This window comes from Dolichospermum sp. LEGE 00246, assembly GCF_015207865.1.
GTDB classification, from domain to species: Bacteria; Cyanobacteriota; Cyanobacteriia; order Cyanobacteriales; family Nostocaceae; genus Dolichospermum; species Dolichospermum heterosporum.
In genome coordinates, this window is sequence record NZ_JADEWA010000062.1 from 1 (window position 1) to 17,042 (window position 17,042).

Here is a 17,042-nt window from a genome sequence, read left to right on the forward strand (position 1 = left end):
AATCCAGAAGCTACCACATCAGAAATAAGAGAAATTCCTGCTGTTACTAAATCAGATATTCAGTTAAATACTAATTTAGAAACAAATCAGATTCCCGCAGAAAATCCAGAAGCTACCACATCAGAAATAAGAGAAATTCCTGCTGTTACTAAATCAGATATTCAGTTAAATACTAATTTAGAAACAAATCAGATTCCCGCAGAAAATCCAGAAGCTACCACATCAGAAACAAGAGAAATTCCTGCTGTTACTACATCAGATATTCAGTTAAATACTAATTTAGAAACAAATCAGATTCCCGCAGAAAATCCAGAAGCTACCACATCAGAAACAAGAGAAATTCCTGCTGTTACTACATCACCTGTATCACCAAAATCCGATGAAGTAAATACACCAAATTCAACTATAATTACACCAATTACACCAGAGAATACTGATATATCACCATCGAATATCACAGATAATTTGCCAATTTTCAGAAATATTCTTGATAATGCACCACCAACAACATCAGAGTCAAGTTTAGCATTTGAATCCGTTGATTTATCAACTTTTATAAATAACTCAGATATATCAGAAAGCACGTCTTCTCAAGACAATGAAGATACTAGTTCTAGTATTGACATTGAGACAAACACCGGATTAAATAATTTACCAGCACCTAAAGGTTATGCTACTGGTGGTCAAGTTACCACAACCGCAGTTGAAAATCATCAACCAGTAGCACCCTCTGATACAGTACCGGCAATGCTGACACCTGGGGAATTTGTTATTAACGCCAAAGATACGCAAAAAAACCTCCAGATACTCAAGCATATCAACACTGGCGGTTCACCGGAGGAAATAATCTCACCTAGTTTAGAGGTAGCCAATACTCAAATACCAGAAAAAACAAATTTTTCCGAACCTACGACTAAAGTCGATTCTTTTACAAATAGTCCATTGCAGCGCAAAGAAGCTGAATCTAATTCATCTTCAAAACCGACTGCTTTAACTTCTCCTTCCTTGGGTGAGGAAATTGGGAAGCAAAGGCTTTCAATACTTAACTCTCCACAAATTAACACAGTGGAAAATACAACTAATAATACTAGAGAATCTTCGCCCCATTATTCATCACCTTCCCTGATTTTCCGCAAAAGTAATTCAAGTACAAACACGGAAACACCATCTCAATGGTCAAATATTGAAGAATTACTCAATAGTAATTATGATCAATCCAATAATTTTAATTTTAATAGTGTAGAGAGTAACTGGCAAAATTCCCCATCTTCTCAGGTTTCATCATCCTCAACATCATCAAATGTTTTTACCAAACGCCTTTCTACACCTCAAGGTTTTGCTAATGGAGGAGAAGTTATAGCCCCCGATATATCAAGAGATATCGCACCCATAACTGAGACTATAGAAAGCCCATATTCATCCTTACCAGCAGAAAAAAATGATGATAATGAAGATGATGATGCAAAACTTGAAATTTTAGCCCAGGAAATTTATTATAGATTAAGGCAAAAAATCGAAATAGAAAAAGAACGTCAAGGAAAATATATAGGTCGTCTACCTTGGTAATAGTAATGGAGCATCCCATATGTGTAAGTTTATTTTTGTCTAACTTTGAATGAGATCCAAAATTTACCTAAAAACCATACACCAAAAGATTTTCAATTCTGTTCCCTGTTCCCTGATCCCTGTTCCCTATTCCCTGCTATTTTTAATAAATTTAGGAGCAATACTACAATGGCAAATCAAACACTTGTAAAAGCAAAACTCGTAGCCCATAACGGTGAAGCACCAGACATCGAATTCATGTTTAATCCCACAGATATTAGTTTTTCTCGAACTGTAAATTGGTCAAGTAATCAAGGAAATAGAGGAACTACCTTACTACCTAAAGTTAACTTTTCTGGGGTTGAGCCTTACAAATTCACCTTAAAACAGTTACTATTCGATACTTATGAAACTAAAAAATCAGTAATGAAGGAGTATGTAGATAAAATAAAGAAGGGAGTAGAAACTATTAATGGTTCACCGGATCAACGTCCACCTGTTTACATATTAACCTGGGGGACTGAATATTTTTATTGTGTCATCACAAGTTTAACTTACACATTAAATATGTTTTTAAATGATGGCACACCAGTGAGGGCAATGGTAGATATATCTTTGCAAGAAGTAGATAAAAATAATATGCCTGGAGGCAGAGAATCCGCTTCTAAAGGTGCTGCTCGTACACCAGCAGCGCCATTAGATAGGTGAAAAATTTTTCAATAACCATTTTATATCATTGAATAAATCATTATGGCAGATAAAAGTCTTTATTTAAGTGAACCAAAAATCCAGATAGAAGGACAAGATGCTTCTCCAGAATTAATTAAGGATTTATTAGAAATTTCTGTAGAAGAAAGTCTTCATCTACCAGGGATGTTTACGCTAGTAATACATAATAGTTATCTTGGCACAGTTGACCGTTCTGAATACCAAGAGTGGCGACACGAAAAGCTGTTTAAGATTGGCACTCAAGTAAAAATAGGTTTTGTTTCTAGCACCACTCAAGATAGTAATTTTAAGAAAAAATTAGAGAAAAGTTTAATTGAAGGGGAAATTACAGGAATAGAGGTTCATTTTAATGAAAAAACTGAAGCACCTATTATTATTAGGGGCTACGATATTTCCCATCGTCTCCATAGAGGACGTTATAATCGTTCATTTTTGAATCAAACAGATAGCGATATAGTCAAACAAGTAGTAGGAGAAACAGGTATAGCATTAGGAAGAATAGATCCTAGCGGTACAAATCATGAATATGTCTTTCAAGAAAATCAAACTAATATGGAATTCTTGAGAGAACGAGCAGCGCGGATTGGATATGAGTTATTTATTCAGGATGGAAAATTAAATTTTTGTCGGCCAGAAAGTAAAGAATCTCTGAATTTAAAATGGCTAAATGAAATTAGTAAATTTAGTATTCGTGTTACCAGTGCTGAACAAGTAAAAGCGGTAGAAGTGAGGAGTTGGGATTTTACTCAGAAAAAATTGATCACTTCTGAAGTGACATCAGAAAAGGTAATTACAGAAACAGGAAACGGGAAAGGAAGTCAGACCAGTACAGCATTTAAGGGTAAGCCTTCCAACCCGAAAATGATAGTTGTAGATCAACCCGTTGCGACAGAGAACGAAGCGAAAAAGATGGCTCAGGCTTTGTGTGATGAATTGGGAGGAGAATTTGTCTATGCAGATGCTCAAGCCTACGGAAATCCCCAAATTCGACCAGGACGGGTAGTAAATCTGGAAAAGATGGGCGATCGCTATAATGGTAAATACTATATTACCGAAACACGCCATTTCTACAGTCAACGAGTCTATACCACAAATTTTAGTGTGCGGGGGTTACGTCCAGGCAACTTATTTTCTACTTTATCCACACAAACACACCTCCAACCAGGACAAACATTCTTAGTAGGAATTGTCACCAATAATAAAGATCCTAAAGGTTGGGGAAGGGTAAAAGTGAAATTTCCTACCCTCACAGAAGAACATGAAAGTCACTGGGCTAGAGTAGTTACTGCTGGTGCAGGTCCTAATCGTGGTTTTGATTGTTTACCAGAAGTCAATGATGAAGTTTTAGTAGGTTTTGAACATGGCGATATTCACCGTCCTTACATCATCGGTAATGTGTGGAATGGTGAAGACGCACCACCAGAAAAAGTAGATGACTCCGTTGTTAAAGGTGTCCGATTACGTACTTTTAAAACTCGTACAGGACATACTTTACAATTTGTAGAAGAAGACAAAGGAGGCAGTAAAACAGGTATTCGCCTAGAAACTACAAAGGGTCATAAAATTTATCTCAATGATAGTGATCAGTGCATAGAAATTAAAACTAACGGCGGTCATATCATCAAGATGGATGATAGAGGTAAATCAATTTCTATTCAAACAACAGGTGGACATAGTATTACCATGAGCGATAATAGTCAATCAGTTGCCATTAAATCAACAGGTAATATGTCATTAGATGCAGCGGGAAATATAGATATTAAGGCTAATGGCATAATAACTGTCAAAGGTTCATTAATTAAATTAAATTAATCCTCTTTCTCCATTTCTGTGGGAGTTAATTATTTATGTCTAAACCAGCAGCGAGAATTACCGACAACGTAGCCCATCCCTTACCCCCAGTATTAACAGGCGGACCCGGTAGCAATAATGTGCTAATTGGCAATTTACCAGCTTGGCGGGGGATACCAGCGGCAGCAGTTCCAGCTTTACAGGCTACTAAACAAACAACCGATATAGCTATCCAAACGGCTGAAGCTGCTACCAAAGCCGCAGCAGGAACACCGGGCGCACCTGCGGCCATAGCGGCGGAACAAGCTACCAAGGCCGCATCCTCGGCGACAATGAGTAGCATGATTTCTGCTGCTGCCGCCTCCTCTCTTCCGGGAATGGCAGATATTCATCAATGTGCTACTCCCTTACCAATACCTCCTCACGGTCCAGGTGTGGTTATTGATGGTAGTAAAACAGTCTTAATTAATGGGTTGCCCGCTAGTCGCATGGGTGATACCATTCTTGAAGCATTAGGTCCGACCAATAAAATTGTCAAAGGTGATTTTACCGTTCTCATTGGTGGTTAATGGAATTGGCAGCAGGGAGCAGGGAGCAGGGGGCAGGGAGAAAGAATTATTCCCATTACCAATCACCAATCACCAATGACCAATGACCAATGACCAATGACCAATGACCAATGACTGTTCGACTTTTGGCGAATAGGCTTAAACCTGCTGTACCGATATTCTATTAAGGTATAGATGTCACAGCCATATAATAGCTATGGTTTATGATCGCCAAAGAGAATATTTAGGAACTGGTTGGGGTTTTCCTTTGCAGTTAAATTTGCAAGGGGGAATACAACTAAGCAGTGAAGCACAAAAAGTTAAACAGTCTATCTGGATTATCCTTCGCACGGGAATTGGTGAGCGAGTTTATCGGCCTAATTTTGGTTCGCGCTTGTCAGAGTTGGCATTTGCACCATTGAATACTGACACTCTGCTGCGAATTCGTATCTATGTCTTGGAAGCCCTAGAAGTTTGGGAATCAAGAATTATTGTTGATGAAGTTCTCACAGAACCCGACCCTGTGCGGGGCAAAGTGGACATCATGATCAATTATCGCTTAAAGGATTATGCCGATATTCACAGCTTTGTTTATCCATTCTATTTGCTGGCTGCTGAGGAGTAACTGTGAAATTTGACTTTTTACCACAATTACCTTCTTCTAACTTAGATGATCGCACCTTCGATGACTTGGTAGAAGAAAGTATTATGCGTATCCCACGCTACTGTCCCGAATGGACAGACCACAACCTAAGTGATCCAGGGATTACGCTGATTGAGTTATTTGCTTGGTTAACTGACCAAATGTTGCTGCGGTTTAACCAAGTACCCCGTAAAAATTATGTAGCTTTTTTAGAATTACTAGGGATTCGCCTCCAACCACCCGCCCCCGCACATACAGAATTAACTTTTTATTTAAGTTCTGATTTACCTGAAGCCTACACCATTCCCGCAGGTCTGGAAGTTTCCACGGTACGCACTGAAACTACACCAGCGATTACCTTTAGTACCGATTCACCTTTAATCATTGGTAAACCCCAGATTCAATACTTTTTAACTGCCCAAACCACTGAAGACACACCCCAAACTCTGCGTGAAAGGTTGGCCAATTGGAATCGTCAGCCCAATGGCTTATGGACAGGAAATGAACAAGCCATATTTAACGAACAACCCCAGCCGGGAAATTGTTTTTATTTAGTGATTAATTCTCCTGATGCTCTTGATAGTAATGTCTTAGAAATTACTTTTCAAGGCGCGGTTGCTACGCCGACAGGAATTAACCCCAATCAACCCCCACGTTACTGGGAAGCTTGGGATGGAGAAAATTGGCAGCCAGTATTATTAAAAGAAGTAGATGACCATACCAAGGGTTTCAGCTTTAATGACATTGAACAACAGGGTACTAATGCCGCCCAAGGTGCTGATGTCCGCCTGCATTTACCAGAAGCTTGGCCGATAACTACCTTTACCGTTTATCGAGGTCGCTGGGTACGCTGTCGTTTTACCAGCCCAGGGGCAAATCAACCGGGTTATAATCGTCCACCGCAAATTACTGGGTTAGCAGTCCGGTCTATTGGTGGTACTGTTAGGGCTACTCACAGTACGATGATTCAAGATGAACGCTTGGGCATAAGTAATGGTAAACCAGGACAGAGTTTTCAATTACTCATGACACCAATTTTGGAACGTCGGGAAAATGAGTATATCGTTGTCACTCCCTCTGGAGGTTTACCCCAAACTTGGCACGAAGTCAGAGATTTTGCCGATTCTGGACACCAAGACCGTCATTACACCATTGATTCCATCACCGGTACTGTGCAGTTCGGTCCACTGATTCGAGAACCTGGACAACTCAAACGTCACACAAAAGTGCGATCGCGCATTCAACAATCCACCACAGAAGAGACGGTTGTCCAATTCAGTGATATTGAGAATGCCCAAGAACATCAATATGGGGCAGTACCTCCACGGGGTGCGGAAATTAGAATGCTGGTTTATCGGACTGGTGGCGGTAAAGAGGGTAATGTCCAAATTGGCTCACTTAAATTTTTGAAGTCAGCATTTCCCTATATAGAAAGTGTAATTAATTACAAACCCGCAATTAATGGTGCAGATGGGGAATCTTTAGAACAAGCAGTCATCAGAGCGCCACGCATTCTCCGCACCCGTGACAGAGCAGTTACAGCCGAGGATTTTGAAGTTTTAGCACAACAAGGCGGTGCAGGAGCGATCGCCCGAGTTCGTTGTTTACCAGCCAGTGCTACTAGACAAGCTGGTACAGTGGGTTTGCTAGTTGTTCCCTATGCCAATACAGACGGGATTGAATTAGGCGAAGGTATCCCACCACAACAATTCTCCCTCAGTCCGGCACTGCAAGAACAAGTTCTGCAATACTTGGATGAAAGAAAATTACTAGGAGTACAAGTACAACTACAAGAACCTGAATATGTAGGCGTTGCTGTCCAAACAGAGGTAATTCTAGAACCTGCCTATAATAACCCTCTAGCCACAGCAGAAATTCTCCGCAACCTGAGAATATCCCTGTATAAATATCTCAACCCATTAACAGGAGGCATGGAAGGCAAAGGTTGGCCTTTTGGGCGACCCGTTTATACATCAGATATTATCGCCTTAATGCAACAAACTCCAGGTGTGCGCTATTTAGGGACAGTCTTACTATTTTCCATCCGTAAACAGGGCGACAGATGGATCAGACAATCTTCCCCAGAACAAGTAATAGACCCAGGCTCACAAGGTTTAGTCTGTTCTTGGACTGATAATAACCTGCGTTCCGGTCATGACATCCAAATCAGTAATCGCTGAGGTGAGATTATATGGTGCAAAATCTTTCTAGCCCTGCTGTTCGCATTCAATTAACCCCAATGCAAATTCCTGAAGCTGTACCAGGTGCAGGTTTAACATTTGCCAGACCAGAAAGCATGGATGTAACAGCACAGAGTTTACTCTTGCATCCAGGCGAACCCAGCGAGATGATTGTGCAAGTGCAGAACTTAGAATCGCGTTCTTTAAGGGTGAGTTTGAAAGTTGAGGGGAACTTTCCTTCTGAGTGGTGTCAAATCGGTACAGAAGGTAGTGAAATTCCACCACGAGGACAAATGGAAGCTGTCCTCTATTTCTCTATTCCTGCTACCTTTTTTGAAGATCAACAGGCAATTGTTCCCGGACAACAAGATAGATTAAATCTGAATTTTCGCAGTCTAGTTACCATCAACATTGAATCAGGTACAGATAGATCACAAATTCAACACAGCGATTACTTTGATTTATATGTTCGTCCCTACAGTGCCTACATGGAATTTTTGCCCGTTCTATATCGGGAAGTAGACTTTATTGGTCGCTTCATGAAGATATTTGAACAGGCTTATCAACCAGCCATTGATAGTTTTAACGTCTCATGGGCAAATCTTGACCCCTTGACAGCACCAAAAGCACTATTGCCATTTTTAGCTCATTGGGTAGCTTGGCCAGTAGATTCCGTGTGGGATTTACATCAACAACGGCGTTTAATTCGTCATGCAGTTGAGCTTTATCGCTGGCGTGGTACTCGCAAAGGGTTGCGACTATATTTGCATCTTTATACAGGCTTGCCTTTGGATGAGGATATAGGAAATGAGGCAGATAAACATATTAGTATTACTGAACCTTTTGGACCTAGTTTTATTTTGGGTTCAGCACAATTAGGCAGCGCGATTTTAGCAGGTGGCGAAGCATTTCATTTTATAGTCCGCTTGCGCCCCAATGTCAGTAATATTAACCTCAATGAACAATTAATCCGCAAAATTATTGACCAAGAAAAACCCGCTTTTTGTACTTATGAGTTAGTGATAGAAAATTTTAGTAGTTAAAACTAATTTCGCGCAGATGTAAATTTTGAAGTTTAAATTTTGAATTGGGAACAAAAGTACCATGACTCATCCTTTTCCACCGCCACAAATTCAACCTTTTGAACGACTACAAGCGTCCGATGGTTTACTAATCAATGCAGAACGTTGGCGTAAAGCCCATGAATATCATCGTCAGCGGCAAAATACACACTATCAAAGTTTAAATCAGCCGGGAATTGTTTGTGGTTTAGGTGTCAGACCAATTCCCGCACCTCGTCAATATGAAGCTAAATATCGAGATGGACGCTGGGTACAAATTCAGCCGGGAATTGCTATTGATGTCATGGGCAATTTAATTGTTGTCACAAAATCTTATGATTTTCCCATTGATTTAGAAGTAGCTAGTTCTGAACCCCTGATGATTTACTTAGTAGTTAGCTATGTAGATCCTGATGAACTGCGAAGTAGACAGCAAAGAGATATTGTCCAAGAAACCTATCGGATTGACCAAAGAAACTCCACACTAAATCCTTCGGAAATCGAAATCTGCCGCATACTTTTAGAACCAGGACAAAATTCAATTAGTCAACCAGCGGATGCTTTTTATCCTGGTTATAACAATATTGATTTACGTTATCGTCGTCACGCACAGGCACGTCCTCAAGCCTTGGTGAGAATGGCACAAGTTTCTCATAGTGATGATGGTGAATATGCCCGCAATTTTTTTAACCTTGCTTACTTACTACAATCAATAGAACCTTTATATTCACATTTGCGCGGTGCTGATGAACCTAATGAGGTTTCTTTATCAGAAAATATCCAAGAATATGATTTACTTTATCTCACAGGTAAACAGTCACTGTCTTTGAATAATTTTGAATTTGAATCGTTGAAAAATTATTTAAATTCAGGTGGTACATTGTTAATTGATGCCCCTTTAGATGCTAATGCTTTAATTGAAAGTACCCACGCCTTAGCACAACAATTAGAAAGTCCTTTACGACCATTAACAGAGGTACAAAGAAGTCATCCTTTAAGGACGAAACCTTTCTTATTTTCGGCTTTACCGATTATCAATCAACAGTTAATTCAATTATTTTTAGGCGGCGGAATAATTTTCGTAGTAGGTGATTTAGCCTCGGCTTGGGGAATAGACAGAGAATTTAATTTACCTCGGTTAACTATTCGCACAGCCCAGGAATTAGGGATTAATATACTAAATTATGCTTGGAAGCGGCGACAGTTGATAGGTTTGCAACAAGAAGATAATTCAGGAAAGTGGTAGTTAAATCATGTCCGTTTGAATAAGTAGGTTAGCCTTGAAAATCGTCGTTATAGCAAGGCAAGAGGCAAAAGGCAAGAGTGAAGAGGGTTTGGGCGATTTTACTTTTCTTTACACAGATTGGTTTTATTGTGTTCACCTACTTAGGGTTTGCTGAATAAGTTGCCTGCGAAGGCAGGGAACAGGGAACAGGGAACAGTTTCAACGATTTGGATAAGCTGTTACGCAGCTAAATTTGATAACCATAATTTACTTGAACTTTGTAGTGCGGGCATCTTGCCCGCTAGAATTATACAAACTAAATGCACAACAGCTTATCCTCAATTTTCCAAATCCGACAAAGAAAAATGCACCTATTTTGAGACACCATCAGCCAAAACCTTGCACTTTTTTGTGATAAAAATCCGCGAAAGCCTTATTACCCACATTCCGCACCCCAAACTGTTCCAGAGGGAAATTACGGAGATAAAAAATCAAAGTTAGCATAAAAACAGACATATACAGTGAAAAAAGGCATTTGAGAAACAGTAAATCACCAAAAATGGCATCAAAACCCATTCTCAATAAGGAGCAATAAGAATGAACACCACCTGGAGAGGTCAACATATAAATAAAAGAAGATATTCAAGAGAAAAATCATAAAATAGACTAATATTTACAGGATAAAAATGAAATTATAGACATAGTAAAATGGAGCTATAAATCAAAGAGATTAGCTCATCTTCACTTTTGAAAAATTAAATTGATAGAGATAATAATTAGGTGACTAATTGATAGTAACGTAAACAATCATCTGGTAAAAGACGCAAGATAAAATCTCTGTCCTGATTCCAATTAGAAATATATTCTTCCTGATTGATTGTCACCAAATGAATACATTGAAAGCATTGAAAAATCCAGCGTAAAGTAGGGCGGTTAGTTGCTTTACCTAATTGATTTTTAATTGTTGATTTAGACTCTTTCAGAGCATTTCTAATTTGTCGTTGAGCCAAAGTATAAACCAATAGACATAAACCCATAATCATTCCCAAAGACTCTATTCTTTCAGGACTTTTGAGGAAAATACTGTCTGCAAAAAATAATGGGTCTTTGAGAAAACCAAACCCTCTTTCACATGACTGCTGGGCTTTATATTCACTGAGCATGGAATCATCGCTAAGTTCTTTTGAATCTAAAACATTCGTCGCAATAATAAAACGTCCCGCACTCAGCAATTCTGTATTAATTTTACTTTCATCCTGGGAGACTGTAGCTGATATTTGGTAACATATTTCTTGTGGAGAATCTTTTGTCTTAGATTTGATTTGAGTAACAATACTTACGTTAATTTGGTGATATTTGAATTGTTTTGATAATTTTGATAATGCTTTGATAGCATCTGCTTCACAAGCAAATTCTTCTTGTGATAATTTTTTCAAATCTTGCACAGCTTTTGATTCTGCTTTGATAATTTTTTGGGTGAGTTTACGCAGGTCTGATTCTCTTCTCTCTTGACTTTGTACCACTAGCCATCTTTGTTCTATTCCGGCATAATTTTCGGTTTTTGATGCTAATTTATATCCTGGTATTGTACTATCAATAAATTCTGATTCTGGTATTGTTGATATTAATGATTTTGCTGCTTTTATGGTTAATGGTACTCGACATAACCACTGTAAATCTGACATCATTTTTAGGTTTGATTCTGTATATAATGCCGAGTCAGCAACAATGAGACTATTAACTTCTAATTGTTTTTGATATTCTACTGCTATTTGACCAAAGCATGATGAATCTGTTTGGTTTCCTGATGCTAGTTTTAAAAATATTGGGATGTCTCCATCCCCTGAACATATCATTTCTATAATGAACTGTTTTAAGTCTGGTCTGTGGTCACGGGAATAACCGTAGGTAATTGTAATTTCTTTTGGTGATTTTACTGCTAATTCCTCTAATTCTTGGTTATCTCCTACTTTTTGATTCTCAAATATTACGAATGGTAAGCTAGTGTTATACTGCCCATGCACGTGCATTGATGATGAGTCTAAGTGTGATGTTAATAGTGATACTCCAAATTTTTTGGCTGCTTTTACTGCGATGATAAAAAATATTGTATCCAATCCTTTTATAAATAGTTTATCCATGACTCTCCCCAGTTTATCGTCGTTGAGATATTCTGGTTTTACTCCTGCTCCTATTAGATGTTCACAGGCGATTGTTTCAAAATATTTGGGAAACATATATAACGGTTTGGATACAAATCCTAACCCGTTTATGATCATGGCTTTTACTACTTGACCTGCATTTACTTTTTCGTCTTTTTCGATTCCTATTAATTCATTTATTATTTCTACTATTCCTATTGAATCTATTATTCCTGCTACTATCCCTAGATGGTCTATGTTCTGAATTTCTATTTCTTGCGGTTTTAATTTCACAACAGTTGCCTCTAATATTTCTGTTGTCATCAATTATTTCTTATTTGGTTATCAATTCATTTTTTTCTTTTGTTACCAAGTTTCACTTTCTCACACCATGCCCTTTCTAATGCTACTTCTTCTCATTAAGTATCTTAATCTTTGAGTTGTCTTTAGTTATTATGTACTACTTGGCTGGCTTTTTTGATCTGTGAAAGTTTAGGGTGCGGAATGTGGGTTATTAATAAATGGTTTTAGCTTTATTTAGCAAGCCCTACTTAGTTATCATATCTATTTGGGTTGGTGATTGGTAATTGGTGAAGAGACATAATGACCCATTACCTCTTACCCATTACCTATATATTTAGAGACTAAAATTACTGATTTAAATGCTTTGATGTTATCGCACTCGTGCTGTTATTTTGCACTTCTCTCATCACAGATTCCAAATCACTGTCGTTGTTTCCACCTCTACTCAATAACTTCTGGATTTGATTGATAATTGCACTCATATCTTTAGCTAACCATTTACCCAGGTTATTAACAAAGTTTTTTAACTTTTCAAACATACTCAGTTCCATAGTTAAATATTCATGACCACGAGTATATACAACTTTACCCTTTTCGGTTTCATAGTATTCTCCTTCTGGCATCAGCATTGATTTCAGCGGATTTTCTTGCCTGGCCATATCTACTTCCGGGCGTTTCTGACTCAGGAATAAAACATCATATATTTTGCCGTTGCAAGTCACCCAATAATGATTTTGGAAAAACCACCGTTTACCGTTATCACAATTGCGTTTTCTGCCTTGGTGCAAAGTTTCCTCAGCTTCGCTTAAAAAAGGTTTCTTGATTTGTTCAACCGTGACATTTTGAATGCCAAAATATTCTTGTGCTACTGTTTGAAAGGCTTCAGCTAATGTCTTGCAATCTCCTTCTCTGGTTCCTTTTAATAGAGTTGTACCTTGCTTATAAGACATTGTGTATTTAAATGATATTTTCTTAAAATTCTGCAAAAGTTGTTCTAAAATTTTTTCCTGTGCTAAACCTTCATCTATGCCTTTAACTAATTCTTTTGCTATCGCGTAGTCACTCAGAAACCTTTGCTTGCGATTATTCTCACTGTTTTTTGCTTTATCTTGACTAGTTGTCGTCTCTGATGTCTGTTGTTTTTGTATGGTTGTGTGATGAATTTGGTTAACTACAGTAGCCGCAACTTGATTTGCTTGCTGCTCATATTTGTCTCCTGGTTGACCAATAGTTAACTTTGCCTGTACCAGAGATGGACGGGTTGATGATAGTGTTCTCTCAGGATTACGCAGGGTGATTTTCTCCAGATTGTGACTAAAATCCGCACCGGTTTCCACTCGCCTGTGTAGCACCTCATTCATCTTCGCTTGCAATAAGGTAAGCTGTGTTTGTCCCTCTGGGGTGATAGAACCATGTTTGGCTTGAAGTTCTAATTTTGTCGCCTCAAATTGATGTTGTTGAAATTCTTGATTTTCATTTTCCGTTTGCGACAGGGGCTGATTTGTCTGCTGTTGAGTTTTGTTCGCCAAGGGGCGCAATTGAAACCCAGCATCTTCTGACACAGTAGCCGATGAGTCAGTCTTTTTGAGAATTTGCAGCCGTTGTTTCATAGCACACCTCATAAATCAACAAGGTCATCAATTCAAATACTATCTTATCTATCCTTGAGAAGTCCATAACTTGCGTTTTTACCCCATATATTCTCTTTAGAGGATGTTTGAACCCACATTCCGCAGATACTAAAGCAAATCTAAGAATTAAAAATTTAGAGAAAGTAAAGCCTGAAAAGATTGCCTAGCAAAGATTTTAGGCTTTTATTTGGTAAAATAATAAGCGTCAAATAGAGAAGAAAAAAACCATGAAAGAGCCAAAAGAAGTCATGCAAATCCTAAATATAGACCATTTAGGAATAGTAGCGGGAATAATAGACGAGATGGAATTGGTAGAAGAAGTGAATAAAATGGTGGGAATAAAAACAAGAGAAAACCTAACATCAGGACAAGTAGTAAAAGCGATGATATTGAATGGATTAGACTTTTTAAGCGTCCCATTATACCTGTTTGGGGAATTTTTTGTAGGAAAACCAACAGAACATTTAATAGGAGAAGGAGTATTAGCATCACATTTAAACGATGACAAACTAGGAAGAGAACTAGACAAATATCATCAAATAGGAACAACAAAAATATTTACAGCAGTAGCCATAAAAGCAGCCCATAAATTCCAAGTAGAAATGGATAGTATTCATTTAGATGGGACTTCAATGAGTGTAGAAGGAGAGTACAAAAAAGAAATCGAAGAAATAGACGAAACAAAGCAAGAAATAGGAGAGAATAAATTAGAAATAGAACCGGAGATGAAAGCAATAGAAATAGTTCATGGATACTCAAGAGATAAAAGACCAGACCTAGTGTGTTAATTCTGTGAATCCTTTACCCATAAGACTTCATGCAGGTTCTGTGTCAGAAATATCTGCGGATTTAAGGTTTCGTCTTTGGGAGAGCATGGAAAAACCAAAAATAGATTCAGTCCAAGAAATAACATCAATAAAACGAATAGATTCCATTGCCTGTTTTACGGAACTTGTCGTAATTTTGAGCGTAAAGAGAGGAATCAATAAAATACTAGCACCAATATCTTTAAGAGGTCGTCTAGCTGCAAAGAATTTATATTTACCGAACAGGGATTCAATAACATCACTAGTACCAAGTAGAATTTGACCTACCGGAATTTGATTAGTTTCAAATGTTAAATACTCAATAATTTTCTCATGAAATTTTTGTCCTCTTGGAGTCAAAGAATCAACAGAGATAGTTTTCAACCATTCTTCTAGAGATTCAGAATGTAAACCTTGAGTTTTTAGTTGTTTTTGCACAGAATGAATTTGAGTAAATATTTCGGTATAGGTATTAATATCTTGTTCATAATTAAAGAGCCAACCAAATTTATTATAAAAACTTCTCCGTCCTAAATCAGAATGTTGACAAATAATTTCTCCATGAACAACGTACAATTCTTTTCCTAAATGTTTGCTAAGAGCTTCAGTAAATTCCTGACGGTTCTTATAAACAAATGGTGTGAGATTTTTGAGAATATTTAAAATATCTACACCCAAAGTAAAGCTTAGTAGAAATAGTGCTTCATTGTCTAAATTATAGATAGTGCTAATTTGAGAAAAGTCTTGGTGCTTTTCATATTCTATGACCTTTATTGCCCATTTTATCAAAACATCAACGTTATGATAACGAGCCTTAGTTCTTTGTTTAGGAGGGATAAGAAAATATAATTTTGTCTGCTGAACTTAATGAATAAGTCAAGCTGCATTGTCGCAGAAAGTTTTTAAAGTTCTCATCTGATAATAGCTCTTTTTTAAGGAGATTAGCCATTTTATGGGTAATATCATAAGTAAGAATAACTCCCGGATTCTCTTGTTTATATAAATTTATTCCTTTCTTGATATCACTTCCCCAATCTGATATTATTTGTACAGGTGTTCCTACACATTCTGCTAATTTTTTTAACTTTTCTAATATCACCGTACCAGGTGATTTATCCATGATTTCTAAACTGAGAACTTCGACATCTTCATGTTGTAAACTTCTCACCTCTTCCTTAACAATTCGGGTAAATTTTTCTTGAGATATACCTAAAATAACTAAACATTTTGCTGCTCCTAACTCTATGGTCATATCTAAAATAAATATCCAATCCTCCCGATATTCTTTTTTACGATTAAACTCATACAATCCCAATCGTAATGATCATTGTCGTATCGTATTAAAATTAGGTGTTGAAAATATCCAATGTTCTGTTAATATTTCAAAATTTCTTTCAATCCCTCTCAGACTATTTAAGCCTGTTATTAAGAATTTTATTGCTGTTTCTATGACACAAACCAAATAACTATGCCCTTTAGGTCTTAACTCTTCTAGCTCTTGATTTCTTAATTCGGTTACATGATTATTTTGTTTTTTTAATTTGTCAAATTCAGTTTTTTTTTCAAATTTTCTAATTCTTGTTCCAACTGCTCTTTTTGCTGCTGTGCTGATAGTGCTTTCGATTTCCAAAGGTCTCGACTTGTACTTAAGTCTCTGATCTTGATTTCCATTCCTCTCATTTTTTTCTGTTTTTCTGCGGCTCTTTTTCTCCACTGTTCTCGACCTTTTTGAAATAGCCGTACTAATCGGCTTTCGGAACTTTTAAATCCTTCCATTCCCCTATTACCTTCTTTCTGCTTGTTTTGCTTTCCTAAAACCTTTTTATGGGCTTTCAGGCATTCTTTTTTTTATCACACTTTCTGCATGAGGGAAATCCCTGGGTTGCCTGTCAAAATTAACACACTAGACGGGGACTAAAAAAAAAAGGGGTGAGATGGAAGCGAATAAGAATAAGTCATCAAGCAAAACAAGATCCAGTGAATCGTGCAAGTAAACAGGCAGATATGGATATGTTAGAACTGGCTGCGGCTAGTGGAGAAATAGACCTAAAGTATTTAGATGAATCAGGATTTTCAGCTTGGAGTGATTCAGGTTATACATACTATCAAAAAGGAGAACAAAAAAAGCTCGAACAAACAAAAAGACGTGGACGCAGAATCAGTATTATTGGGCTATTTCAGCCATTAATTAGCTTTATTTATGGTCTAGTAATTGGAGGAGTTAAGCGCAGTTCTTACATCAAAATGATGGAACAAGAGGCGCAAGAAGCATATGAGAATAAACGAATGAGAATCATAGTTCAAGATAATGAACCAATACATCGTTGTCGAGAAGTTCAGGCATTATGGACAAAGTGGGAAAACATGGGTTTATATATGTTTTTTCTTCCTAAATATTGCTCGGAAATGAATCCAATTGAATTAGAATGGCAACATCTT

At 37.5% G+C, this 17,042-nt stretch carries 14 protein-coding genes and 1 pseudogene; 10 read left to right on the forward strand and 5 right to left on the reverse strand.

Features of this window, described 5'->3' with window-relative positions; genetic code table 11:
* The 8 genes from IQ228_RS06805 to IQ228_RS06840 all read left to right on the forward strand — a co-directional run.
* Nucleotides 1–1,566: hypothetical protein (locus IQ228_RS06805; RefSeq protein WP_193962469.1), on the forward strand; the 1,566-nt coding region annotated here is incomplete at its 5' end.
* A 168-nt stretch (nt 1,567–1,734) separates the two neighbouring features.
* Complete coding sequence (locus IQ228_RS06810) at nt 1,735–2,253, forward strand: hypothetical protein (protein ID WP_193962470.1); 519 nt, start codon at nt 1,735–1,737, stop codon at nt 2,251–2,253.
* 42 nt (nt 2,254–2,295) lie between these two features.
* A complete protein-coding gene (locus IQ228_RS06815; protein WP_193962471.1) occupies nt 2,296–4,086 on the forward strand; it encodes a VgrG-related protein in 1,791 nt (596 codons plus the stop codon).
* 35 nt (nt 4,087–4,121) lie between these two features.
* Nucleotides 4,122–4,634, forward strand: coding sequence for a PAAR domain-containing protein (locus IQ228_RS06820; RefSeq protein ID WP_193962472.1), 513 nt, complete (start codon nt 4,122–4,124; stop codon nt 4,632–4,634).
* A 196-nt stretch (nt 4,635–4,830) separates the two neighbouring features.
* Complete coding sequence (locus IQ228_RS06825) at nt 4,831–5,238, forward strand: GPW/gp25 family protein (protein ID WP_193962473.1); 408 nt, start codon at nt 4,831–4,833, stop codon at nt 5,236–5,238.
* Nucleotides 5,239–5,240: 2 nt separating this feature from the next.
* Nucleotides 5,241–7,436, forward strand: coding sequence for a putative baseplate assembly protein (locus IQ228_RS06830; RefSeq protein WP_193962474.1), 2,196 nt, complete (start codon nt 5,241–5,243; stop codon nt 7,434–7,436).
* A gap of 11 nt (nt 7,437–7,447) precedes the next feature.
* Nucleotides 7,448–8,479, forward strand: a complete 1,032-nt coding sequence (locus IQ228_RS06835) for a phage tail protein (protein WP_193962475.1) — start codon at nt 7,448–7,450, stop codon at nt 8,477–8,479.
* A gap of 61 nt (nt 8,480–8,540) precedes the next feature.
* On the forward strand, nt 8,541–9,743 hold the full coding sequence (locus IQ228_RS06840; protein ID WP_193962476.1) for a DUF4159 domain-containing protein: 1,203 nt from the start codon (nt 8,541–8,543) through the stop codon (nt 9,741–9,743).
* Between the two features lie 755 nt (nt 9,744–10,498).
* On the opposite strand, the gene IQ228_RS06845 is transcribed toward IQ228_RS06840, so the two are convergent.
* Both IQ228_RS06845 and IQ228_RS06850 read right to left on the reverse strand, forming a co-directional pair.
* Nucleotides 10,499–12,187 carry an IS1634 family transposase gene (locus IQ228_RS06845; protein WP_193962477.1) on the reverse strand — a complete coding sequence of 563 codons (1,689 nt, stop codon included), beginning with the start codon at nt 12,185–12,187 and terminating at the stop codon, nt 10,499–10,501.
* A 326-nt stretch (nt 12,188–12,513) separates the two neighbouring features.
* A complete protein-coding gene (locus tag IQ228_RS06850) occupies nt 12,514–13,776 on the reverse strand; it encodes a hypothetical protein (protein ID WP_193962478.1) in 1,263 nt (420 codons plus the stop codon).
* Nucleotides 13,777–14,024: 248 nt separating this feature from the next.
* Between IQ228_RS06850 and IQ228_RS06855 the strand changes: the two genes are divergently transcribed.
* Nucleotides 14,025–14,585 (forward strand): DUF4277 domain-containing protein, encoded by a 561-nt coding sequence (locus tag IQ228_RS06855; RefSeq protein WP_228043732.1) that lies wholly within the window; start codon nt 14,025–14,027, stop codon nt 14,583–14,585.
* A gap of 27 nt (nt 14,586–14,612) precedes the next feature.
* On the opposite strand, the gene IQ228_RS06860 is transcribed toward IQ228_RS06855, so the two are convergent.
* From IQ228_RS06860 to IQ228_RS06870, 3 genes are all read right to left on the reverse strand, one after another.
* Nucleotides 14,613–15,392: a hypothetical protein gene (locus tag IQ228_RS06860; protein WP_193962481.1), complete on the reverse strand. Its 780-nt coding sequence runs from the start codon at nt 15,390–15,392 to the stop codon at nt 14,613–14,615.
* Nucleotides 15,393–15,429: 37 nt separating this feature from the next.
* Entirely contained in the window at nt 15,430–15,855 is a 426-nt protein-coding gene (locus IQ228_RS06865) for a hypothetical protein (RefSeq protein WP_193962479.1), read from the reverse strand.
* Between the two features lie 72 nt (nt 15,856–15,927).
* Nucleotides 15,928–16,233: a hypothetical protein gene (locus IQ228_RS06870; protein ID WP_160170650.1), complete on the reverse strand. Its 306-nt coding sequence runs from the start codon at nt 16,231–16,233 to the stop codon at nt 15,928–15,930.
* A gap of 284 nt (nt 16,234–16,517) precedes the next feature.
* Between IQ228_RS06870 and IQ228_RS06875 the strand changes: the two are divergent.
* Nucleotides 16,518–17,042, forward strand: a pseudogene (locus IQ228_RS06875) (IS630 family transposase); the annotation flags it as partial.